This is a genomic window from Stenotrophomonas sp. YJH_SMC_43, from assembly GCF_059372535.1.
In genome coordinates, this window is the sequence record NZ_JCAFVQ010000005.1 from 28,486 (window position 1) to 51,830 (window position 23,345).

General features: G+C 67.0%; 17 protein-coding genes. 4 read left to right on the top strand and 13 right to left on the bottom strand.

All coding sequences use genetic code 11. The features are described 5' to 3' along the window. Positions 1-139: 139 nt before the first annotated feature. A complete protein-coding gene (locus AC5QAH_RS18885) occupies positions 140-1,024 on the top strand; it encodes a hypothetical protein (RefSeq protein ID WP_049453394.1) in 885 nt (294 codons plus the stop codon). Between the two features lie 83 nt (positions 1,025-1,107). Here the strand turns inward: AC5QAH_RS18885 and ribD are convergent, their stop codons facing one another. The 7 genes from ribD to AC5QAH_RS18920 form a co-directional block, all read right to left on the bottom strand. Then, positions 1,108-2,193, bottom strand: coding sequence for a bifunctional diaminohydroxyphosphoribosylaminopyrimidine deaminase/5-amino-6-(5-phosphoribosylamino)uracil reductase RibD (ribD, locus tag AC5QAH_RS18890; protein WP_312385208.1), 1,086 nt, complete (start codon positions 2,191-2,193; stop codon positions 1,108-1,110). Between the two features lie 78 nt (positions 2,194-2,271). Then, positions 2,272-2,793, bottom strand: coding sequence for a transcriptional regulator NrdR (gene nrdR / locus AC5QAH_RS18895; protein ID WP_010481984.1), 522 nt, complete (start codon positions 2,791-2,793; stop codon positions 2,272-2,274). Between the two features lie 394 nt (positions 2,794-3,187). Then, positions 3,188-3,622: a hypothetical protein gene (locus AC5QAH_RS18900; protein WP_241885840.1), complete on the bottom strand. Its 435-nt coding sequence runs from the start codon at positions 3,620-3,622 to the stop codon at positions 3,188-3,190. 86 nt (positions 3,623-3,708) lie between these two features. Further along, positions 3,709-4,143 carry a hypothetical protein gene (locus tag AC5QAH_RS18905; protein WP_495232500.1) on the bottom strand — a complete coding sequence of 145 codons (435 nt, stop codon included), beginning with the start codon at positions 4,141-4,143 and terminating at the stop codon, positions 3,709-3,711. Positions 4,144-4,170: 27 nt separating this feature from the next. Continuing rightward, complete coding sequence (locus tag AC5QAH_RS18910; protein ID WP_010481989.1) at positions 4,171-4,590, bottom strand: hypothetical protein; 420 nt, start codon at positions 4,588-4,590, stop codon at positions 4,171-4,173. A 67-nt stretch (positions 4,591-4,657) separates the two neighbouring features. Beyond that, positions 4,658-5,911: a serine hydroxymethyltransferase gene (glyA, locus tag AC5QAH_RS18915; RefSeq protein WP_010481990.1), complete on the bottom strand. Its 1,254-nt coding sequence runs from the start codon at positions 5,909-5,911 to the stop codon at positions 4,658-4,660. A 184-nt stretch (positions 5,912-6,095) separates the two neighbouring features. Continuing rightward, positions 6,096-6,569 carry an RcnB family protein gene (locus AC5QAH_RS18920; protein WP_019338039.1) on the bottom strand — a complete coding sequence of 158 codons (474 nt, stop codon included), beginning with the start codon at positions 6,567-6,569 and terminating at the stop codon, positions 6,096-6,098. A gap of 254 nt (positions 6,570-6,823) precedes the next feature. Here AC5QAH_RS18920 and ettA point away from each other — a divergent pair, with 254 nt between their 5' ends. The 3 genes from ettA to AC5QAH_RS18935 all read left to right on the top strand — a co-directional run bounded on the left by ettA (position 6,824) and on the right by AC5QAH_RS18935 (position 11,088). Beyond that, positions 6,824-8,488 (top strand): energy-dependent translational throttle protein EttA, encoded by a 1,665-nt coding sequence (gene ettA, locus AC5QAH_RS18925; RefSeq protein ID WP_010481992.1) that lies wholly within the window; start codon positions 6,824-6,826, stop codon positions 8,486-8,488. A 163-nt stretch (positions 8,489-8,651) separates the two neighbouring features. Continuing rightward, positions 8,652-9,968, top strand: coding sequence for an NCS2 family permease (locus AC5QAH_RS18930; RefSeq protein ID WP_005408048.1), 1,317 nt, complete (start codon positions 8,652-8,654; stop codon positions 9,966-9,968). 154 nt (positions 9,969-10,122) lie between these two features. Beyond that, positions 10,123-11,088, top strand: coding sequence for a DUF4434 domain-containing protein (locus AC5QAH_RS18935; protein WP_495232501.1), 966 nt, complete (start codon positions 10,123-10,125; stop codon positions 11,086-11,088). Here the strand turns inward: AC5QAH_RS18935 and AC5QAH_RS18940 are convergent. The 6 genes from AC5QAH_RS18940 to AC5QAH_RS18965 form a co-directional block, all read right to left on the bottom strand. Further along, on the bottom strand, positions 11,082-13,901 hold the full coding sequence (locus AC5QAH_RS18940; protein WP_495232502.1) for an NfrA family protein: 2,820 nt from the start codon (positions 13,899-13,901) through the stop codon (positions 11,082-11,084). The two genes, AC5QAH_RS18935 and AC5QAH_RS18940, sit on opposite strands and share 7 nt — an antisense overlap. Next, on the bottom strand, positions 13,898-16,045 hold the full coding sequence (locus AC5QAH_RS18945; RefSeq protein WP_495232503.1) for a glycosyl transferase family protein: 2,148 nt from the start codon (positions 16,043-16,045) through the stop codon (positions 13,898-13,900). Before AC5QAH_RS18945 ends, AC5QAH_RS18940 begins: the two co-directional genes overlap by 4 nt. Before the next feature lie 6 nt (positions 16,046-16,051). Further along, entirely contained in the window at positions 16,052-18,253 is a 2,202-nt protein-coding gene (locus tag AC5QAH_RS18950) for a hypothetical protein (RefSeq protein WP_495232504.1), read from the bottom strand. Further along, on the bottom strand, positions 18,250-19,434 hold the full coding sequence (wecB, locus tag AC5QAH_RS18955; RefSeq protein WP_495232505.1) for a non-hydrolyzing UDP-N-acetylglucosamine 2-epimerase: 1,185 nt from the start codon (positions 19,432-19,434) through the stop codon (positions 18,250-18,252). The genes AC5QAH_RS18950 and wecB overlap by 4 nt, the downstream gene beginning before the upstream one ends. A 267-nt stretch (positions 19,435-19,701) precedes the next feature. Beyond that, positions 19,702-20,736, bottom strand: coding sequence for a fimbrial protein (locus AC5QAH_RS18960; RefSeq protein ID WP_329833240.1), 1,035 nt, complete (start codon positions 20,734-20,736; stop codon positions 19,702-19,704). After that, positions 20,727-23,291 (bottom strand): fimbria/pilus outer membrane usher protein, encoded by a 2,565-nt coding sequence (locus AC5QAH_RS18965; RefSeq protein WP_010482000.1) that lies wholly within the window; start codon positions 23,289-23,291, stop codon positions 20,727-20,729. The genes AC5QAH_RS18960 and AC5QAH_RS18965 overlap by 10 nt, the downstream gene beginning before the upstream one ends. Positions 23,292-23,345: the final 54 nt, after the last annotated feature.

The window sequence follows — 23,345 nt, forward strand, 5'->3', positions numbered from 1 at the left end:
CCTCGTCGTGCGATCGAACGGGCCCCGCAAGGGGCCCGTTTTTTTGGCCGGGGTACACCGCCATGTGACCTCTGGCCGCCATCGAAAGTAGCGCTGGATGCGCTAGGCTTGCGCGCCTCTGGAACAGGAAAACACCGTCATGAAGACCCCCACCCGTACCCTTCTGGCCAGCGTGCTGCTGTGCGCCCCGCTGATTGCCAGCGCTGCACCGGCCCAGCTGACGCCCGAGCAGGCCTTCGACCTGTACGCACGCGTGCTGCTGGAAGACGACGCGGCCGCCACGCGCACGCTCAACGACGCACTGAAGCCGGCGTTCGAAGGCCAGGACGCCGTGACCCCCAACCCGGGTGCGCTGGCCAAGGCATTGGCCGAGCCGTGGCAGACCGTGCTGGCCAGCGCCGGTGACAAGTCCGACGCTGCGGCCACCGAAGCGCTGTATGCCAAGGCGCTGCGTGATTCGAAGTGCCGCGCGACCAAGAGCGTGGTCGAAGACAACGAATACGTCGAAGACCAGAAGCTGGCGCGGATCACCTACAGCTGCCAGCTGCCCGACCTGGGCAAGGTCCGCCCGCTGTTTGCCGCCAGTCTCGCGTCTGATGCCAGCCCGGCCGCGCGCAAGCAGTTCACCGATGCCTACACCCAGGCACTGCAGAGTGGCGTGCGCGTGCCGGTCAGCGGCACCTTCACCCTGTACCCGGCCAAGGACAACGGCTACTGGTACAGCGGTAATTTCGATGATCTGGTGGGCACCGTAGCCGGTGCGCTGGCGCCGTTCGAGGACTGGATGCAGGATGCACAGGCCGCCAGCGCGCCGAAAGTAACCGGCGTACCGGGCTGCGACCTGCTGCTGCAGCAGCACCGCGCCTGCGTGGCGAAGATCGCGCCGGAGCAGATCAGCGGCGTGGATGCGATGGCCGAGGAACTGAAGGCCAAGGCGCAGGTGCAGTCGGCCGAGGAGATGACGCAGGAGTGCAAGGCACTGCGCCCGATCGCCGAGATGATGTGGACCGACGAATGCGCGTGAGGTGGTAAGCGGTAGCGCCGGGCCATGCCCGGCGGTTCCATCCCACGACATGCGCCGGACAATGCCCGGCGCATGTCATTGCGCTACGACCGCAGCAACAAGCGGATGTCCTCACCCACCTGCCGCTGATCCACCACGTGCAGCCGCCGCTGCTGGTCCATCGCCTCGATGCCGAGGCCGGCCAGCAGCGGACGACCGTTATCGCCCAGCAGCGTGGGCGCCTGATACAGCAGCAGTTCGTCCACCCAGCCGCCGCGCAGCAAGGCACCGGCCAGCGTCGCGCCGGCTTCGGTATGCACTTCGTTGATGCCACGTTCGGCCAGCAGCGCCAGTACCGCGCCCAGGTCCAACCGCCCATCAACACAGGGCACGCTGGCAAATTCGGCGTCGGCCGCATCCGGTGCGCTTACTGCTGTGCCATGCAGGTACAACGTCGGCGCCCCACCCTCGCGCACACGGCTGCATTCCAGCGAGCGCAGGCGTGAATCGAGCACCACGCGCAGCGGTGGCATCACCTCGGTATCGGCCAGGCGCACGGTCAGCATCGGGTCGTCGGCCAGCACGGTGTCGGCGCCGGTCAGGATCGCACCCGCACGTGCGCGCCAGTGCTGCACGTCTTCGCGCGCGGCCGGACCGGTAATCCACTTGGAGCTGCCATCGGCCATCGCGGTACGGCCATCCAGGCTGGCGGCCAGCTTCACCCGCAGCCACGGGCGGTTGCGCTCCACGCGCGACAGGAAGCCCTTGTTGAGCTCGCGCGCCTGTGCCGCCATCAGCCCTTCGGCGACCTCGATGCCGGCATTGCGCAGCAGATCGAAGCCACCGCCATCGACCTTGGGGAACGGATCGCGCATCGCCGCGACCACACGCGACACGCCCGCTTCGATCAGTGCCAGCGCACACGGTGGTGTGCGCCCGTAGTGCGCGCAGGGTTCCAGGGTGACGTAGGCGGTGGCGCCACGGGCGTCGCTGCCGGCCTCGCGCAGCGCGAACACTTCAGCATGCGGGCCACCGGCGCGCTGGTGCCAGCCCTGCCCGACCACGCGTTCGCCATGGGCGATCACGCAGCCGACCATCGGGTTGGGGCGGGTGGTGTAGGCGGCACGCTCGGCCAGGCGAAGTGCGTTGGCCATGTGCAGGTGGTCGAGGACGGAGAACGGGGTGGTCATGCGGCCATGGTAACGCCGCCGGTGTGCATCCATGCCATCAGTGCCAACCAAGGTTGGCATCTACCAGGGAAAAGGCGGTCAGCCCTTCTTCTTCTTGGTCAGGGCAATCACGTCGCCCAGCAGCTGCAGCTGTTCGGTGCTGGACGGCAGGTCGCGTTCCAGCTTCTCGATCTCCTCGCGGAAATCGGCCACGTCCTCGAAGCTGCGGTACACCGAAGCGAAGCGCACGTAGCCCACGTGGTCGAGCTTGCGCAGTTCGTTCATGACGAACTCGCCAACCTTGATCGAGGGCACTTCGCGCTCGCCGCTGATACGCAGCTGGTGCACCACCGCACGTACCGCCGCTTCGATCTTGTCTTCGGCCACCGCACGCTTCTGCAGCGCGCGGTCGAAGCCAGCGCGGACCTTGCGCTGGTCGAACGCCTCGCGGGTGCCATCGCTCTTGACGATGGCCGGCAGCTTCAGTTCAACCGTTTCCAGGGTGCTGAAGCGCTCGCCGCAGGCTTCGCATTCACGCCGACGACGGATCGTCGCGCCGTCTTCGGAGACGCGCGAGTCGATGACCCGGGTATCGGCATGTTGGCAGAAGGGGCAATGCATGGAACGCCTGGCTCAGGGAAGTACCTATTGCCACGGTCATGGCAGCGTCGCAAAGGTACCTGAGAAAGGGCCCCGCAGCAAATGCTGTCTGCGCGGAAGTGCCTGCACAGCGCGCCTGTAGCGCTCGCGGCGGGACGCTGAGCCGGTCCTGCCGACGTCAGGGACGGTCTGCCCCCAGCGCAGCCACGCCAAGTGCCCCGCCATGACCAGCAACGGCGGCCCAAGCCCAAGGAACGCCGGCATCGATATCTCACCTTGCTTGAAGGTGAAGTACAGCATGACGGCGACCACGCCGAAGGCGTATCGGAACGCCTGGCTCAGGGGAATACATGCTGGCACGGTCATGACAGAGTCGCAACAGCACTTGAGAATAGACCAACCAGCAAACTCCGCTTTACTTCACTGGCCCGCTGGATTTCGACAGCCATCGGAAGTGGCAGGCAAGGCTGATCCAGGGAGCCCCCCAACCGATTGCCAGTATCAGTAGTATCGGATCCACTCCAAAACTTGAAACTGTTATCACCAACGCGGACACAGCCTGAGCAGCTGACACTAGAAGCAGCGTCCCCAGAACTCGCGCGGCGGGTTTCAATCCATCCGGTCCGCGCATCTGCCACGTGTTTGCCAGCTGGAAAACAAGCGGGATCGCCGTCACAGAGAGCAGACCCCACATCGCAAGCAATGCAAGAAGTGCGCTGTTGTCACCGCCGTGTGCCCATACCCATAGAAACAGCAGCGAACCCAACAGGCCAGCCAACGCGCAGGGGATGGAAAAAAGAAGGCTGTGGAGAAGCAGGTAGAGGCCGTGGCGGCGGCGCCAGGATTGCATCGGGGGCTCCTTTCAGTAGTTCGGAAGACCCTAGTCGTGACGCCTGCAGCACACCATGCAATTTATCTGAAACTTCCAACCACCAGTCACACAGCGTCGGTCGCGCCCCAGCGCAACCACACCAGGTGCCCTGCCATCACCAGCAACGGTGGGCCAAAGCCGAGGAAGGCCAATGTCGATATCTCCCCGTGCTTGAAGGTGAAGTACAGCGTGGCGGCAACCACGGCCAATGCGGCCAGTCCCCCCAGCGCCAACCCCACCCAGGCGACAACCGGGGAATCGCGCAGGCCGACAAGGCCACGCCCCAGGAACAGGCCGCTCAGCCACAACCACGACAGCAGGCCGATGATTCCAGCCGTCGACCACAGCAGCAACAGTGTGTGCTCGTCGCCTGTCAGGTACTTGCCATCCCATACGACCATCAGCCCCAGAACGGCACCCGTGCCGCCTGCCGCCACGGTGGGCAGGCCTGCCAGCAGGCCGGCGATCGCCATCCAGCGTTTGTGCAGACGCTCATCCATGCGTTCGATTTCCTTCCATGGGCCACGTCATGCGCAGCGTTTGATCCACACCAGCATCGCAGCCGGCACCAGCATCGACGGGCCCAGCAGCAACAGGGTGATGCCTTCGGCGTGCACGGTGACGCCCCACCACAGCGCCAGCCCCAGCGGGGGCAAGGCGGCGAGACCGCCCGCCAGCAGCATCCACCACCAGAGACGGTGCACGTGCAGCCCGGCACGCCCCTGCATCAGAAAACCCGCACTGAGCCACAACCAGGCCAGGCAGCCGGCAATGCCGGCCAGGCCCCACAGCGGCATCACCGTCACCGAGGCCAGCGTGCCGTGACCGAACTGGCCCAGCCCCATCAGCAGCAGCATGGTCGCTGCCGCGCCGCCCATCGCCAGGCTGGGCAGGCCAAACAGCACCGCCAAGGCGGTGTACAGATACTTGAGGTGGCGCTCATCCATGCGCGGTTGCTCCAATGCTGGGGTCAGAGCCCTTCCCTGCGGGAAGGGATCCGACTCCACTCCCCGATCAGCCGTAGACCGGGTACTTGCGGCACTGCGCGCTGACGGCGTCGCGCACGCGGGCGATCACGGCGTCATCGTTCGGCGCGTCGAGCACGTCGGCGATCCAGTTGGCCAGGTCCACGCAGTCCTGTTCAACGTAACCACGGGTGGTCACCGCCGGGGTACCCAGGCGCAGGCCCGAGGTCACGAACGGCGAACGCGGGTCGTTCGGCACCGAGTTCTTGTTGACGGTGATGTGCGCCTTGCCCAGCGCCGCTTCCGCGTCCTTGCCGGACACGTCCTTGCCGATCATGTCGACCAGCATCAGGTGGTTCTGGGTGCCACCGGAGACGATCTTGTAGCCGCGCGCGATCAGCGTGTTGGCCATCGCCTGGGCGTTCTTCACCACCTGCTGCTGGTAGGCCTTGAAGCCCGGCTCCAGTGCTTCCTTGAAGGCCACGGCCTTGCCGGCGATGACGTGCATCAGCGGGCCGCCCTGGATGCCCGGGAACACGATCGACTGCAGCTTCTTGACCAGGTCTTCGTCGGCGCCCTTGGCGACGATGATGCCGCCGCGCGGGCCGCGCAGGGTCTTGTGGGTGGTGGAGGTGACCACGTGGGCGTGCTCCAGCGGGCTGGGGTACACGCCTGCGGCGACCAGGCCGGCAACGTGGGCCATGTCGACGAACAGGTAGGCACCGACCTTGTCGGCGATGGCGCGGAAGCGCGCCCAGTCGATCACCTGCGAATAGGCCGAGAAGCCGGCCACGACCATCTTCGGCTTGTGCTCCAGGGCCAGGCGCTCGACTTCGTCGTAATCGATCAGGCCCTGGTCGTTCACGCCGTACTGCACGGCGTTGAACAGCTTGCCCGAGGCGTTGACCTTGGCACCGTGGGTGAGGTGGCCACCATGGGCCAGGCTCATGCCGAGGATGGTGTCACCCGGCTGCAGCAGGGCGAAGTACACCGCCTGGTTGGCCTGCGAACCACTGTGCGGCTGCACGTTGGCGTAGTCGGCCCCGAACAGCTGCTTCAGGCGGTCGATCGCAAGCTGCTCGGCGATGTCCACGTATTCGCAGCCACCGTAGTAGCGCTTGCCCGGGTAGCCTTCGGCATACTTGTTGGTCAGCTGGCTGCCCTGCGCTTCCATCACCGCCGGGCTGGTGTAGTTCTCGCTGGCGATCAGCTCGACGTGGTCTTCCTGGCGCTGGGTTTCAGCGGCGATGGCCTTGGCCAGTTCGGGATCGTAGGATTCGATGCGGACGTCACGCGGGAACATCGGGTACTCCAGCAGGCAGGGAAAAGGGGGTACGGCTCAGCCCCCGATTGTAGCCCCGCACCGGCCTGCTGGGGCCGAAACGGACGGGGCCGGCATCCCCGAAGGAATCCGGCCCCGTATGGTTTCGATTGCGCTGCCCCGCCGTGCCGGTAGATCCACGCCATGCGCGGATATGACCGCCGACTCAGCGGTTGCTGAGCACGTACTGGGCGATCACACCGGTGGCGATGGCAACCAGCAGCATGTTGCCGCGGTCATCGCGGATCCAGTGGTGCCCGTAGGGCGGGCGACGCAGGTGATAGCGTGGGTAGTCGTTCACCACATAGATCGGGCCGCGGTAATAGTCGCGGTAGCGATGGCCGACCTTCCAGCCATAGCCCGGGCCATAGGCCGGGCGGTACACCACACGCGGCGGTGCCGGGCGGTAGTAGCGGTCATGATCACGGTGCCACTCGCGGCGATCCTGGCGGTAGTCGCGCCGGGCCTCGCGGCGGTCGCGCTCCCAGTCACGGCGGTCGTGGCGCCACTCACGGCGATCCTCGCGCCATTCGCGGCGGTCGTGGTTGCGGCGATGGTCGTTGTCGGCGAACGCCGGGGCCACGGCGCCCAGCGCCAGCACAGAGGCCACGGCACTGGCCATTACTCGATTGATGCGCATGTCAGACCTCTGCTCGGGTGGGTGGTGAGCCCATATTGCGCAACCGATCTGAACCGTTTCCGGCTGGAAACGCTTCCCGTTGCAGGACTGTGACGCAGTATTCAGGCGGCGGCCAGCCCGGCGCCCCCTTCCCGGGCGCGGCCCGGAACCGGTTCCGGCTATAATTGGCGGTATTCCATTTCAGTCTGTGCCCGCTGCCGCAACGGGATCTTCCCGTGACGGACCGGGCGCAGGGCCGCGCCTACGGAGACCGCATGTCCTCGCAATACATCTACACCATGAACCGCGTGTCCAAGGTGGTCCCGCCCAAGCGGCAGATCATCAAGGACATCTCGCTGTCCTTCTTCCCGGGCGCGAAGATCGGCCTGCTGGGCCTGAACGGCGCCGGCAAGTCCACCGTGCTGAAGATCATGGCCGGCGTGGACACCGATTTCGAGGGCGAAGCCCGCCCGCAGCCGGGCATCAAGGTCGGCTACCTGGCGCAGGAACCGGAGCTGGACCCGACCAAGACCGTGCGTGAAGCGGTGGAGGAAGGCGTGGGCGAAGTGCTGCAGGCCCAGGCCGCGCTGGAAGCGGTGTACGCCGCCTACGCCGAGGAAGGCGCCGACTTCGACGCGCTGGCCAAGGAACAGGAGCGCCTGGAGGCGATCCTGGCCGCTGGCGACGCACACACCCTGGAAAACCAGCTGGACGTGGCCGCCGATGCGCTGCGCCTGCCGCCGTGGGATGCCGTGGTCGGCAAGCTGTCCGGTGGTGAAAAGCGCCGCGTGGCCCTGTGCCGCCTGCTGCTGCAGAAGCCGGACATGCTGCTGCTCGACGAACCGACCAACCACCTCGACGCCGAGTCGGTGGAATGGCTGGAACAGTTCCTGGCGCGCTACACCGGCACCGTGGTGGCGGTCACCCACGATCGCTACTTCCTGGACAACGCCGCCGAATGGATCCTGGAACTGGACCGCGGCCGCGGCATTCCGTGGAAGGGCAACTACACCGACTGGCTGACCCAGAAGGACGAGCGCCTGAAGCAGGAAGACAACCAGGAAAAGGCCCGCCAGAAGGCGATCCAGAAGGAACTGGAGTGGTCGCGCCAGAACGCCAAGGGCGGCCGCACCAAGGGCAAGGCCCGTCTGGCCCGCCTGGAAGAGCTGCAGTCGGTCGATTACCAGAAGCGCAACGAGACCAATGAAATCTTCATCCCGCCGGGCGAGCGCCTGGGCAATGCGGTGATGGAGTTCAAGAACGTCTCCAAGAAGTTCGGCGACCGCCTGCTGTTCGACAACCTGAGCTTCCTGGTGCCGGCCGGCGCCATCGTCGGCATCATCGGCCCGAACGGTGCCGGTAAGTCGACCCTGTTCAAGATGATCACCGGCCAGGAAAAGCCGGACACCGGCGAGATCGTGGTCGGCCCGACCGTGAAGCTGTCCTACGTGGACCAGAGCCGCGACGCGCTGGAAGGCAACCACAACGTCTTCCAGGAAATCGCGGGCGGCCTGGACATCCTCAACATCAACGGCATCGAGATCCAGTCGCGCGCCTACATCGGCCGCTTCAACTTCAAGGGCCAGGACCAGCAGAAGATGGTCGGTTCGCTGTCCGGTGGTGAGCGTGGCCGCCTGCACATGGCCAAGACCCTGCTGCAGGGTGGCAACGTGCTGCTGCTCGACGAACCGTCCAACGACCTGGACATCGAAACCCTGCGTGCACTGGAAGATGCGCTGCTGGAGTTCCCGGGCAACACCTTCGTCATCTCGCATGACCGCTGGTTCCTGGATCGCATCGCGACCCACATCCTGGCGTTCGAAGGCGACTCGCACGTGGAGTTCTTCCAGGGCAACTACCGCGAGTACGAAGAAGACAAGCGCCGCCGCATGGGCGACGACGCTGCGCCGAAGCGCCTGCGCTTCAAGGCGCTGAAATAAGGCAACCGGAAAGGCCGCGCTCGCGCGGCCTTTCTCCTTTCGGTAGGTCACCACCGTTGGTGGTGACGCTTCAAGGCGTACCGACCAACGGTCGGTACCCACGTTCTGCATTCGGGTAGGTCACGACCGTTGGTCGTGACACCTTATCGTCGCGAGAATCTCCATGTCCCTGTTCGAGCGCCTGTTCCAGCTGCAGCAGCACGGCACCACCGTGCGTACCGAGCTGCTGGCCGGTGTCACCACCTTCCTGACGATGTCCTACATCGTCTTCGTGAACCCCGAGATCCTCGGCACCACCGGCATGGACGCGGGCGCGGTGTTCGTGGCCACCTGCCTGGCTGCGGCGCTGGGTTCGGCGGTGATGGCGCTGGCCGCCAACTTCCCCGTGGGCATGGCACCGGGCATGGGCCTGAACGCGTTCTTCGCCTTCACCGTGGTCGGTGCCGCTGGCCTGCCGTGGCAGCAGGCGCTGGGTGCGGTGTTCATCTCCGGCCTGGTGTTCCTGGTGCTGTCGCTGACCGGCGTGCGTGCGTGGCTGGTGTCCGGCATCCCCTCGTCGCTGCGCTCGGCCATCGTGGCCGGCATCGGCCTGTTCCTGGCGATCATCGCGCTGCAGAAGTCTGGCGTGATCGTCGGCAATGAAGACACGCTGGTGGCGCTGGGCCCGTTGAACACGGCGCCGCCGCTGCTGGCACTGGCCGGCTTCCTGCTGATCGCGGTGCTGGAAGCACGCCGCATCCGCGGTGCGATCCTGATCGGCATCCTGGCGGTGACCGGCGCGGGCTGGGCGTTGGGCGACGTGCAGTACCAGGGCCTGGTCTCGCTGCCGCCGAGCCTCGCACCCACCTTCCTGCAGCTGGACCTGCCGGGCCTGCTGCACCATGACGGCGGCGCACCGATCGCCGTGCTGCTGCAGGTGGTGCTGGTGTTCGTGCTGGTGGAAGTGTTCGATGCCACCGGCACGCTGTACGGCGTGGTCGGTCGCGCCGGCCTGCTGAAGCTGCCGGGCGCGCAGAAGCGTTTCGGCCGTGCGCTGCTGGCCGACAGCACCGCGATCGTGGCCGGTTCGATGCTTGGCACCAGCAGCACCACGGCCTTTGCCGAAAGCGCCTCGGGCGTGCAGGTGGGCGGCCGCACCGGCCTGACCGCGCTGGTGGTGTCGGCGCTGTTCCTGGCGGCGCTGCTGTTCTCGCCGCTTGCGGCAATGGTGCCCAGCTATGCCACCGCGCCGGCACTGCTGTTCGTGGCTGGCCTGATGCTGCGTGAGCTGGTGGAAGTGGACTGGAGCGACCTGACCGAATCGGTGCCAGCCGCACTCTGTGCGCTGGCGATGCCGTTCACCTACTCGATCGCCAACGGCCTGGCGTTCGGCTTCATTGCCTATGCCGCGCTGAAGGCCGGTACCGGGCGCTGGCGCGAAGTGCATCCGGCCGTGTGGCTGGTGGCGGTGCTGTTTACCCTGCGCTACGCGCTGGAGTAAGCGGTAGGCAATGCCGGCCAGCGGCCGGCGCTACCAGAGCACGCTTCGGCCCGCGACCGGGACTACCGGACGCGGGGTTCACCCGCCACGCACGGCGCTCTGGGATGATGCGGGCATGGTTCGGCCCGACCTTCCCGCGGATCCTTCTTCGCCGTTGCGCCGTCGCTTGCTGCGCGCGGCAGTGCTGGCGCCGTTGGCCGCTACGCTCGCCACCCTGCCCGGCTGCTCGCTGCCGGTGCAGGTCGATGGCACCTTCCTGCAGCCGTGGCGCAGCCACCTGCAATGGGGCCTGGCCGACTGGCAGCGATCCTTGAAGCTTGCGCATACGCTGGGCTGCCGTCAGCTGGTGCTGCAATGGACCGGCATCGTCGGTGGCAGCGACGGCGACTGGTCACTGCCCGACGGCAGCCTGCAGCAGCTGTTCACCGCCGCCGGCGAGAACGGCATCCGCATCCGCGTCGGCCTGCCCTTCCAGCAACGCTGGTGGCAGGCCATCGCCGCGGACGACGCCACGCTGCAGGCCTTCCTGGCCGAGAGCCTGGCGTACGCACGCAGCTGGTTGGCACAGGCACCCTGGGCGCAGCAGCCGGCCTTCGGGGGCTGGTACCTGCCCTACGAACTGGAGCAGTACCACTGGGCCGATCCGGCCCGCCAGCAATGGCTGGCGCAGTGGCTGCACGGGCTGGTGCAGGCCGCCAGCACGCGCGGCGGTGACTGTGCGATCTCCTGTTACTTCAGCCGCCTGCAGACCGATGGCAACCTGGTCACGCTGTGGCAGGCGGTGCTGGCACAGGCCACGCTACGGCCGATGGTGCAGGATGGCGTGGGGGTGGCCGGTGCCGGCAACGTGCAGCAGCTCCAGCCGTTGCTCGATCATTTCCATGCACACGGCATCGGTTTCGATGTGATCGTCGAACTGTTCCGCGAACTGCCCGGCGGCCCTGCCGACGGCAGCGGATTCAAGGGCGAAACCGCCGATGCCGCACGTATCCAGCGGCAGTTGGCATGGGCACGCGACAGCGGCGCACAGCACGTGCTGGTCTATGCACTGGAGCCATGGCTGACCCAGGACACGCCGCAGGCCGCAGCGCTGCGGCGACGCTGGGGCCTGCGTCAATAGTAGAGGATGGCGGTAGCGAACAGGCCCTTGGCGCGCTGTGTATCACCGCCACCGATCGCGAAGCGGTACTGCACGGTCAGGTCCAGGTAGGAACGCGGCGTGTTGTAGTGGTCCTCGCGGAACCCGTAACGCACGCCCACGCCCGGCCCTGCGCCAAGTGACCAGCTGCGCTGCGTATCGTTGAGCGCGAACGACTGCGCCGGGAACGGCGGATAACGGATGTCGCGCACGCGCGAGCGCTGGTCCAGCCAATCGGCACCCACCACGACATAGGGTGTGACCACCCAATGCGTCTGCCCTGCACCGAAGCGGAAACTGCGCCCGGCGCGCAGTTCACCGGCAGCGAACCACTGTTCGCGATGCAGGCGCCCATTGGCCTCACCCAGGCGCCGCACCGGCGTGCCGTTGGCATCGAGCGCGTCGAGGGTGAAGGTGGCACCGTTGTCGTCCCAGGTGTATCCCCCCTGCGCGTAGCCACTGACCATCCACCACTGGTTCACATCGGTGCGCAGATCGGTGCCATGGTAGTAGCCATAAGTCAGGTAGGACATCCAGCCACCGGAACCACTGGCGAGCCGGTAGCGCGCCAGCGTGCTGGCTTCCAGTGGCCGGTTCAGGGCCAGCTGCAGGCGGCACTGCACTGCGGCCGATTCGGGGTAGACCTCGCCCTGGCGGGTTGCACTGCCGAGGAACTGTCGGCGCTCGATGCCAGCACTCAGACCGGTCTGGCCAAACGCGTAGCGCATGCCGAAGGACGCGATCGTGGATGGCCAGCCGGTAGTGGAACGCGAGTGGCTGAGGCGCTCGGCGCGTGCACGCGCATCCGGCGTTGATTCGCCGGTGCACGGGTCCACCGCGCGGATCGATTCGTACGTGCCGCCCTCGTCGTACAGCGTGTTGAGCAGGCGTGCGTAGAGTTCCAGCGTGCCATGCTGGTCGTTGAAGGCCGGGGGCCGCCAGAACGCCTCCAGCGTGCTGAACACCGAATCGCCGGGCGTACTGATCGCCGCACCGCCGACATTGGTCGCCGCCTGGCGAGCACCACGGAAACCCGCCGAGGCGATCACGCCCCACTCGCGCGAGTAATTGGCGATGGCATTGCGTACGTTGTAGCGCTGGTGCGCATCCAGTGGCAACTCACCGGCATCGGCGCGATCAATGGCGCTGCGCAGCAGCATCACCGCCTGCGGATGGTCGCCGTTGGCTGCGCTGGCGTAGGCCTGATCGAGCACTACGCTTTTCGGTGCCTTTCCGGTGGCCTCGGCGGCACGGAAGTCGGCTAGTGCGCGCGCCGGTTCGTGGGCCCTCTGGTTGAGGTAGCCGCGCTGCATCAGTGCACCCGCGTCATCAGGACGCTGTGCCAGTGCCGTATCCAGGCGCTGCCGCGCTTCGTCCTGCTGGGCACGGTTGCCCGCCGCCAGCGTGGTGGTCAGCAGGCCTTGCAGGTTCGCGTCGTCCGGTGCGAGTTGCACGGCCTGCCGCGCCTCACCGATGGCATCGGCGTAATCCTGGCGCGCGTAGGCAGCGTAGGCACGCTGTGCGGCACCGCCATCCCCCTGCAGATCGGCCGGCACCAGTTCGCAGACGTTGCCGCTGTCACCGGACTGGCAGTGCTGGACCGGTGCCGGGTAGGCCTCGGCGCTGATGCGGGGAGGCTCGCGACTGGCACGGGTCGCCCGGCTGCGCTGCTCGATGCCCTGCTGCAGCAGCTGCCGTGTCCGTGCATCGCCTTCAACTGCCGGTAGCGCCGCCTGCAACGGTGCCAGCAGTGCAGCTGCGCGTACCCGATCACCTGCGGCCAGCGCCGCATCCACCGCCAGCAGCCGCACGTTGCGCTGCTGCGCGGTTGATCCCGGCGTGGCGAGCGCGGCATCGAAATCCTCATTGGCCCGCAGCGTACTGCCCTGGCGCTGGCGCAGGTAGCCACGCATCACCCGGGCATTGAGATCGTTGGCGTCCACCTGCAATGCCTGATCAGCACTGTGCTCAGCGTCGGCCAGCTGATCGCCCTGCAGCTGCGCGGTGATCAGCAGCAACCGGTATGAAGCAACGTCGGGTGCCAGTTCCACGGCGGCGTGCGCCTGCTCAATGGCGGCGGCATCCTCACCTGCGGACAGCAATTGATAGGCCTGCTGTGCCTGCAGCAGCGCGCGTTGGCGGCCCAGTGTCACGCGCCGCGCGCGCAGCGCTTCGACATTCGGTGCACCCAACTGCAGCGCGGTGCCGATGGCGGCGTCGGCCTGTTCGGGCTGTTGCTGTGCCTCCAGCGCCGCCACCCACAGCAGGGCCCATGCGCCCTGTTCCGGCTGCTGCCGGAACGCCTGTTCGGCCTTGCTGGCGGCGATGCCCATCTGCCCGGCGTCGTAGGCCGCATAGGCTTCGGTTGCCAGCATGTAGGCCTGCCGGTTGTTACGGTCGGCCACCGTTGCGGGTGCACGCGGCACCGCTGTGCTACGCGCTGCACCTGTGGTCGTCCTGGGCGCGGCGGCCAGCGCAGGCAAGGCCGGATCCTTCATCCCCGCGTCCAGCGCACGGCGCGCCTGCTGCTGCGCTTCTGCGCCACGACCAAGCTTCTGCAGCGCATAGATCTGCAGCAGGCGCAGCCGCACCACGTCCGGGCGCAGCCGGATCGCTTCGCTGGACTGCCGGTAGGCCGTGGGGTAATCGCCACGTTCATAGGCAGCAAACGCCTGCTCGGCGATGCGGTAGGCCGCACCGGACAGCGGCAGGGGCACCTCGGCCTGCGCCATCACCGGCGCGGCGGCCGTGGCCAGTGCCACGGCAATGACGGTGGACAGCAGCGTGGTCTTCATGCCGGCAAGGCTCCGGGCGGCGGCGACTGCAGCGTGGCCGCACGCCGGCGCTGCTCCTGCATGGCCTGGGCCACGGCCTCCTCGGTGGTGATGCCCTGCTTGACCAGGTAGTCGCCGATGCGACCGTCGCGCTGCGGCATGTAGTCGTCCAGTGCGATCTCGAAGCGTGCGTGATCGATCAGGCGCATTTCCACCAGCAGGTCGCCCAGCAATGGCACGTTGTCCAGGTGCCACTGCCGTTCGCCACCGATCAGGCGCAGACCCGCGTTGATCTCGCTTTCGCGGGCAATGCTCTGTTCGATGTGCTCGCTGCGCGTTTCCTGCTTCAGCAATGCCACGGCGTCCTCGGGCAGCGGACTGGCCACGGCCAGTCGCAGGGTGCCTTCCTGGCGCGGCGGCAGCGGCAGCATGCGCCATTGCACGCAGGCATCGGCACTGACCGGGAACTGGCAGGCACGCAGGTAATCCACGTCGATCACCGCGCGTGGCAGGTCACCCTGGAACGCGATGGCCTCGGCCAGGGTCTCGTCATCCAGCCAGCCCTGGGTGAGCAGGATGCGGCCCAGCGGCTGCTGGCGGCCTGCCTGCTGCTGGTCCAGCGCCTGCTGCAGGCGCTCGGGTTCCACCGCCTGCCAGGTGGTCAACAGCTCACCGAGTTGCTTGCGGGTCTGCACCAGCTGCGCTGCAGCCGGGAAGTCGTGCATGGTCTTGTCCCAGACCATGCGCTTGCCGAACAGCAGGTAGGCCAGGAACACCTTCCAGGCACGGGCGGTGGCCATGAAATTGATCATGTTGCCGACCACCATGCGCGGGATCGACATCAGCGCGTGCTCCCAGCCGTACAGCCGGTTGACGAAGTAGAAGCGCTGCACGACCCGGGTCGCCAGCGCTGCGGTGGTCAGCAGCGCGACATTCATCTGCCAGGTACCGGCCTGGAACACGCTGGGGAACTGCATCGTCCACAGCCCGGTCATCTTCAACAGCCAGAACAGCAGCAGCTGCAGGAAGATGATGTAGGCGATGATGCTGACGAACGAGGTGATGATGCCCTTGCGGTCGCGCGCCAGCAGGTACTTGGTGGCCAGTGATCCACGCCAGCCCAGCGACTCCCAGCTCTGCAGGCCGATGCCCAGCACCCACCGCGCCTTCTGCCGGTACGAGGCACGGAAGTTGTCGGGGAAGTACTCGCGCACGCACAGCGCCATCTGCTGGGTACGCTCGCGCACCGGCCCCCAGCCGAACCATGACGGACGGCGCACGCGGAACTGCACCGGGAAGCGGGCGAAGATCGACTGCATGCCCATCGCCGCCAGCCGCGCACCGACGTCGTAATCCTCGGTGAGGCTGTCGGTATTGAAGGGCTGGTTGTCGGTCTGTGCGCTCAGCGCCAGCAGCGCGCGCCGCGAGAAGCAGGTACCCACGCCCGCGGAGGGCACCATGCCGGACACGCTCTCGCGCACCACCAGATCCTTTGCGTGCCATTCGGCGAACTCGTCCATGTAGACGCCGGCCACCAGTTCGTACCACTCGCGGTCCAGCGAGGTCACCGGCAACTGGATCATGTCCTTGCGTGGCAGCAGGTAGTTGTAGAAGCGCAGTTCCATCGGGTGCAGCACGTCCTCGCTGTCGTGCAGGATCACCCCGGCGAATTCGATGTCGTGGCGCTTCTCGTAATCGAAGATGGCCAGGATCAGCCAGTTCAGGCAGTCGGCCTTGCTGGTCGGCCCGTCGTGCGGCACCTCCACGCGGCGCAGGCGCTTGTAGCGGCGGCGCATGCGCTCCACTTCGTCGATGGTCTGCTGGTCGTTGGGATAGGTGCCGACGAACACGACGTACTCGCGGTAGTCGAGCACGTTGATCATGTTCTCCACCATCTGCGCGATGACGTCGTATTCCATCCACGCCGGCACCATGATCGCCAGCGGCTGTTGCGGCCGCTGCATCAGGTCTTCCTGGGTCAGCGGCCGGTAGGCTTCGCGACGCTTGATGGTGAGCGCGCGCCAGCTCTCGCGAACCCAGTACCAGACATCGATGAACAGGTCATCGAGGCTGGAGATCAGGATCAGCACGGCCACCGCCGCCGCCGTGGTTTCCAGGGCGGCGTAATAGTTGGCCAGCTGGATGTTCCAGAACAGACCGTCCACGGTGGATCAGTGCCCTGTGTTGGCGGACTTGCGGCGGCGCACCTGGGTGACGCGGGCGGCCAGCAGCGCGAACACGATCACGCCGACCAGCAGCAGCAACCAGACCATGTGCCGTTCCCACTTCGATTGCGGATTGCCATCCTGGGCAACGCGGCTTCCGTAAGGATCCTGGCGATCGAACTCGCGCACGGCATCACTGCCGTCGAGCACCGCAAGATCACCGCGCAGCAGCCGGAACGGTGCGCCGAACGACGGTGCCTGTGCGCCCAGGTCGCTGTACAGCACCCCGAGCTGGCCGCCGGAGGTGCCAACCTGCACCACCGCAGCGCGATCCAGGCCGCCGACATCCAGCAGCGGCTGCGGCTTCCCGCCGATCAGCAGGTGGCCGTCCTTCAGGCCGGCCACATCAACACCCGACGGCGCCACACCGAAGGCCAGCCACGGCGTACCCGGGCTGACCGCCGCACCGGCATCGACCACCTTCAGCGCCGACGCCTCCGGCGAGGCGCCCACTGCACTGGCCACCGCGATCACCTTGCGCAGCGATGCCGGCGCATCCTGCAGCCACGTGGCGGGCACGAACACCTGGTTGCCGCGTGACAGCTGGCTGCTGGCACCGACGAAATCACTGCCCAGCGAACGCTTGGCCAGGGTCAGGTGACTGCTGGGCAGGATCGATACCGGATAGGCGGTGGCCGGATCGTGGCAATAGGGGCGTGCCGGCTGGCGCAGGAAGCTGACCCGGATCTCGTTGCGCGCCGACAGCGCATAGGCCGGCACCCTGGCCACCAGCCGCTGCGGCTGGCCGTTGGCCGACAACACCTTGCCCCCCAGCAGGTAATCGTTGAAATGGATGGTGGCCACCGCGCCCTGCCCGGCCGCATTGGGGGCCGCCGAGACGTCGATCACCACCTCTTCGGGCAGGCGCCCATCGGCCGACAGCGCGCCGAGGTCGAAGGTGGCACTGCGGTCCGCGCGGGTGACGACATCCATCGTGCCGGCGATGTTGCCGAGCCGGCTCAGCAGCACCTGGTCACCGTCCAGCTTCGGCGTGCCCGCTGCGCTGACCTGCAGGCTGCGGCCCAGCGCATAGCTGCGCCACTGTTCGGCGAACAACCCGGCGACCTTGCCCGCCGCCGCCGGGTCGACCACCAGCGTCGGACGGCCGGCAACGGCCACCACGCTGACCGAGGCGCTGGTCGCGGGCTTTTCCAGGCCACCCATGTCGGTACCGCGCCACGCGGCGAACGCCGTGCCCGCGTCGGCGCCAGTGGTGGCAACCTGTGCGGCCAGCGCATCCAGCGCCGCGCGCACGCCGGCCCGCAGCGCATCACTGCCGATCATCACATCGGCGGCCAACGGCCCGCTGTCCCGCAGCGACAGCAGCGCACCGACTTCGGCCAGATCCTTGATCGCGTATGCCCGCTCGCCCGCGGCCAGCGCGGCATAGGCCGGCACGCCCTGCAGGCTGGCCGGGATGCTGATGCCGGTCAGGTCGACACGGTCACCAACCTTGGGCAGCGCCACCACCTGCACCTGCTTGCCACCGGCCTGCATTGCGGTACCGATGCGCCAGGCCGCATCGTAGGCGGGCGCCTGCAGTGCCTTGCCATCCACCAGCAGGCGCACCTGCGGGGGCAGCGCGCCCCACGCCTTGGCCACGGTATCCACGGCGCGGCCGTCGAAGCGGTAGCTGAAACGCGAGTCCGGCGACAGCCGCAGCACGTTGGCCGGCGCGCTCTGGTCGGCACATTGGTAGTCGGACACGATCGACCACCAGCCGACGCCGACCCGCACGAAGCCGTTCTGGCGGGGTTCGCCATCGATGGCCAGCAGCTGGCTGGCATCGCCCTGGGCATCGGTGATCGAACGCGCGGCGATTGGATCGCCATCCACCGACCACAAGCCCGAGGTACGCCCAGCGTGCCCGCGTACATAGCGCCCATCGAGCTGCAGCTGTGCATCGCGAGTGGCAACGCCAGCCGGCACCGGCAGATAGACCTCGCGCTGGCTCTCCTGCCCGCTGAGCACCAGCGGTTGGCGGAAACCGAGTTCGCGCAGGGTCATCTGCCGGCTGACCGTGCTGTCGCCGCTCCATTCGACGAACTGGCCGGCGACGCTGTCGGCGGCATGGGCACTGCCAACCACGCCCGACAGGACGAACGCGGCGGCGGATGCAAACAGGGGAGAGCGGCCGGTCTGGGTCATGGCGTCACTTCGCGTGGATGGGAGTGGGCGGCACCGCCGCTGCGGAGGCCGGGCGAGAATTCGGGAAGGGGCGTGCCACGCAGGGCGGCGACGATGCGCGCGCTGGCACGGCCATCGCCGTAGGGGCTGGCGTCGGGATCGAAGCGGGTCGGGTGCGGTGGTTGTGCCAGTGCCGCGTTGACCGCTTCGACAATGCGCGAGGGCGTGGTGCCGACCAGCGTCACCACACCGGCCTCGACCGCCTCCGGGCGTTCGGTGACGTCGCGCATGACCAGCACGGGCTTGGCCAGCGCCGGCGCTTCTTCCTGCACGCCACCGGAGTCGGTGAGGATGACGTCGGCGCGCTGCATCAGGCGCACGAAGCGCAGGTAGTCCTGCGGCGGCACCAGGTGCACGTTGTCGAGATGGCCAAGGTGGGCGTTGACCGGGCCCTGCACGTTCGGGTTGAGATGCACCGGGTACAGCACCTGCAGGTCCGGCCGCCGGGCCAGCTCGGCCAGCGCGCGGCAGATGTCCTCGAAGCCCTGGCCGAAGCTCTCGCGACGGTGGCCAGTGACCAGCAGCAGGCGACGATCGGGATCAAGCATGTGGAAGGGTTCGTCAGCCTGCGCACGCAACGCCGGGGCGGCATCCAGGCGCTCCACGGTCTGCTGCAGGGCATCGATGACGGTGTTGCCGGTGACCAGGATCTGCCCGCCGAGATGTTCACCGGCCAAGTTGGCGCGCGAGCTGGGCGTGGGCGCGTACAGCTGGTGGCCGACTACATCGATCACCCGCCGGTTCATTTCTTCCGGCCACGGCCGGTTGATGTCGCCGGTGCGCAGTCCGGCCTCGACATGACCAATCGGAATGCGGTGGTGGAACGCGGCCAGAGCGGCGGTCATCGCGGTGGTGGTATCGCCGTGCACCAGCACCCGATCCGGACGAACCTGCGTGTACAGCGCGTCAAGCCGCTCGAACAGCTTCGCGCACAAGCCATTGAGGGTCTGGTTGGGCACCATGACATCGAGGTCATGGTCGGCGGTGATCTCGAACAGCGACATCACCTGGTCCAGCATTGCCCGGTGCTGGCCGGTGATGCAGACCACCGATTCGATGTCCGCAGCCTCGGCCAGGGCACGCACCAGCGGCCCCATCTTGATCGCTTCCGGTCGCGTGCCGAACACCGACAGGACCTTCACCGCAGCGCTCCGGACGGACGGCGCGAGGGAATGCCAGGAGCTGTAGCCACGTCTGGATCCTTTCGGCGTTCCCGTCCAACACCCGCAGGCAGGAGACGGTCACCTCATGAGGAAACTCCAAAATCGCGACGTACATCACATTCGAATGATGGTACGCGCGTCGTGGCATTGATCTTCATCGTTGGAAGATCAAGACGCAGTCAACGCCGCCCGTGGAACGGGCGACGTTGCGGTGGAACGCAGCAGGGGCAGCCGCCTGGGGCGGCCTTACTCGTACTGGATGGTGAAGGTGGCCTGGCCGTTCGCGACACCCGCACCCACCGTGCCGGCCTGGGTCTGCACATAGCGGGCGCGCAGCGGCAGCGCCATGACGCTGGTGCCCGGCGCGGTGGTGCCGACGTTGATGGTCTGGCCGAAGCGGACTTCGCGCTCGGTGGTGCCGTCACGCTGGACCATCTGGATGCCGATGCGGGTGGCGCTGTTGCTGGCGGCGCTCAGCTTCAGCACGCCCGGCATGTTCGAGCTGTCCTGGTCGGCATCCAGGCGGATGCCGATCTTGCTCTGGTAGGCCGCAACATTGCTGCCCTGGCAGTTCAGGCGGATCTCGAAGTCACGATTGACCGCCTTGGAACCGACACCGGTGAAGCTGGTGTTGGGCACGCTGCCGAAATCGACGGCGATGTTGCGGCTGCCGGCCTGCACTTCACAGGTCGGGCTGACCACGGTGGTGCCCGAGCCCTTGAAGGTTGAAGTCAGCACTGGGCGGCTGGCACTGTCACCGTCGAAGTAGTATGTGGTGAAGCGCCCATTGGGCGCGATCACGCCCGAGCCAGTCTGTGCTGCGGTCTTGATCAGCTGGATGCGGAAGCGACCGCCAATCAGCGTAACGGTGCTACCACCGCCAAAGCTGAGCTGATGCGGGTAGTAGACCTGGATCGCCCCGGAATCACGGAACAGCTTGATGCCAACACCGGGGACGTCGGTTTCATAGGTATTCGCAAAACCAGGAACCGGACGCTTCTGCGCCGCGTTGACGTACTCGCCGATCGAACGACCACCGTTCCAGTCGCAGCTGGCCACACGGTCGCGCTGGGTGATCGACTCGCTGATTTCCTTGATCACGCCGCCAACCGGTGTGCTGGGCAGGATCACGATCTGGCCCATGTCCATGGTGACGTCCTGGGCCGTGAACCAGCTGGAGCTGATCCGGCACGCAGCACTGGCCTGCTGCGCCAGCAACACACCACCGAGCACGGCCACGGCAGCCAGCGCCTTGCGGCCTCGGGAAGAAATCATCGGCATGCTGCCTCCAGCGGGATGAAGCCGGTCTTGGACGCATCGGCGCCCGCCGGAACCTGGTAATCGACGGTGCAGCGCTGGTCGGCGCCTGCGCCCCATTCCACCAGCAGGCGGCCCTGGTTCTTTTCACTGCGCACGTACAGGCGGCCGCCCTGGCTGACCATGCCCACCGGCTGGCCCTGCTCGTCCTTGACCTGCGCACCGAACGGCATGGTGCGACCATCCGGGTTGCGCACCTGGATCAGCAGCGCGTTGCCCTTGCGGGTATCGAAGCGCAGGTAGCTGATGGCACCGGCGAACGGCGCGATCGACTGGCTGGTGCTTTCCAGCTCGACGTCGTGGGCCATGCCCTGCGGGTCGAGGGTGACGGTGTTGAGGCGGTACGGCGACACGTACGGCACCACGGCGTAGCCGCGGCCATCGACGCGCAGGCCCGGGGCGTTGCTGACGATCGCATCGCGCGCGCCCGGTGCTTCCACCAGCACCATGGTGTCGCCACGCTGCGGGGTGAAGGTGAAACCACCCGGATGCACGACCACGCTGCCATTGGCACCCACCGAAGCCTGGCGGAAGTCACGCGAGTGGCTGTAGCTGGCGTTCAATGCGGAATAGCGGCTGCGGTATTCGACGTTGCCGATCGCGGTGGTGCTGCCCTCGCGGGAATCGGACAGGGCCGCGCCATAGCTGAAGTTGTTGTCGACACCGGCCGAACCGGTGATGCCAACGCGGCTGTTGTCGTAGCCCCCGCGGTCGCGCACGCCAAGATCAGCACTGAACGACACAGGGTGGGTACCACGGCCCAGCGGCACGCTCATCGACAGCAGGTACTGGGTATCCGAGCGGCCGAGTACGCCCTCTTCGGTGCGCAGCGCCGAGAAGCCGTAGTTCACCGAACGCCAGGCGTTGTTGTAGCCGACCTGGTACTGCTTGGAGGTGCCGGAACGGTCGTAGAAGTCGCGCACCGAGCCGGTCACGTACAGCGCGCCGCCACGACGGCCCAACGGCTGGTTCAGGGTCACCTGGAACTGGCTGCGCTGGCGGCCACGGGTGGTCGGATCGATGCCACGCTTGTCCGAATCACGGCCGTACAGCGCATCCTGCAGGCTGTAGAAGCCTTCGGTCGAATAGCGGTAGGCGGCCAGGGTCAGGTTGGTCCCGGTCTCGCCGATCATGTTGCTGTAGCTCAAGCGCACGCTGGCACCGGTGTGGTTGCCGTAGTGGTCGAACGTCGTACGTGCGTGGGTGACGTCGGCGGCGAACGCGCCAACCGGCGTGGACAGGCCGACGCCGTACAGCAGCGACAGGTAGCCGTCGCTCAGTGCACTGCCGCCGTACAGGGTCAGCTGGTTGCCGATTCCGCGCTGGTAGGTGCCCTGCACCAGCCACGGCTCATCGGCCAGCAGCTTGTTGCGCACCTGGCCGGCGGTCAGCGAGTAACGCGACACGCCTTCGCGCAGCATCTGCGGCACCGAACCGAACGGCACCTTGAATTCGCGGCGGCGGCCATCGGCCTCGATCACGCTCACTTCCAGATCGCCGCCGTAGCCGGTCGGGTACAGGTCGTCGATGACGAAGCTGCCCGGCGACACGGTGGAGGAGTAGATCAGCTGCTCGTTCTGGCGCACTTCGATGCGTGCATTGGTCTCGGCGATGCCGCGCACGACCGGCGCGTAGCCGCGCAGCGAATCGGGCAGCATGCGGTCGTCGCTGGCCAGGCTGGCACCGCGGTAACCGATCGAGTCGAACAGTTCACCGGTGGTGTAGGCCTCACCGATGGTGAGCATGCCACGCACCTGCGGAATGCCGCGCTGTGCATAGGTGGCGATGCTCTGCCAATGGCGGCCATCGCCCTCGGACCAGGTCAGGTTCGAATCGTGGCGGAACTGCCAACCACCCAGGTTCATGCCGGCGTTGAGGCCGAGGTAGGCACTGCGGTTGCGCTGGCCACCTTCGACACGGCTGTCGCTGTCGATGGCATTGAAGCTGTAGCCGACGAAGCCGGCATTGATGCCGCGGTCCCACAGCGCCGGGTTGACGTAGCCGCGTGCCTCACGGCGCAGGAACACCTGCGGGATGCTCAGGTCGTAGCGCAGGTTGCCGCTGTCATAGACACCATAGGCATTGGCCATACGCTGCTGGACCGGCACGCAGCTGGTCTTGTCGGTCGGCACGGACGGATCCTGCTGCAGCAGCACGGCTTCGCTGTCCACGCCCATTTCTTCCAGCATCGGCAGCGGCAGGCAGGCGTCGACACGGCCCTGCGCATCGGCCTTGAACTGCAGATCGCGACGGCCCTGCCAGGCACCGTTGACGTAGACGTCGACACGATAGTTGCCGGCCACCATCGGGTTGCCGTTGCTGAAGGCCGCCAGGTCGACCTGCTTGGCCTGGCCAGACAGGAAGCTGGAATTGAACTGGGCCGACTCCGGTGCGCGCGCATTGGCCGCACCACTCTGCGCCATCAGCGCCTGTTCGCCGAGATTGGCCGGGGCAGCCAGCGCCCATCCTGGGCAGGCCACGCCAGCAACCAGCAGGCAAAGCGCCTGATGGATCGACAATGTCAATCTGTTTCCGATCACACTGACATTCCTTCAATTCGCCGCACAGCGGCG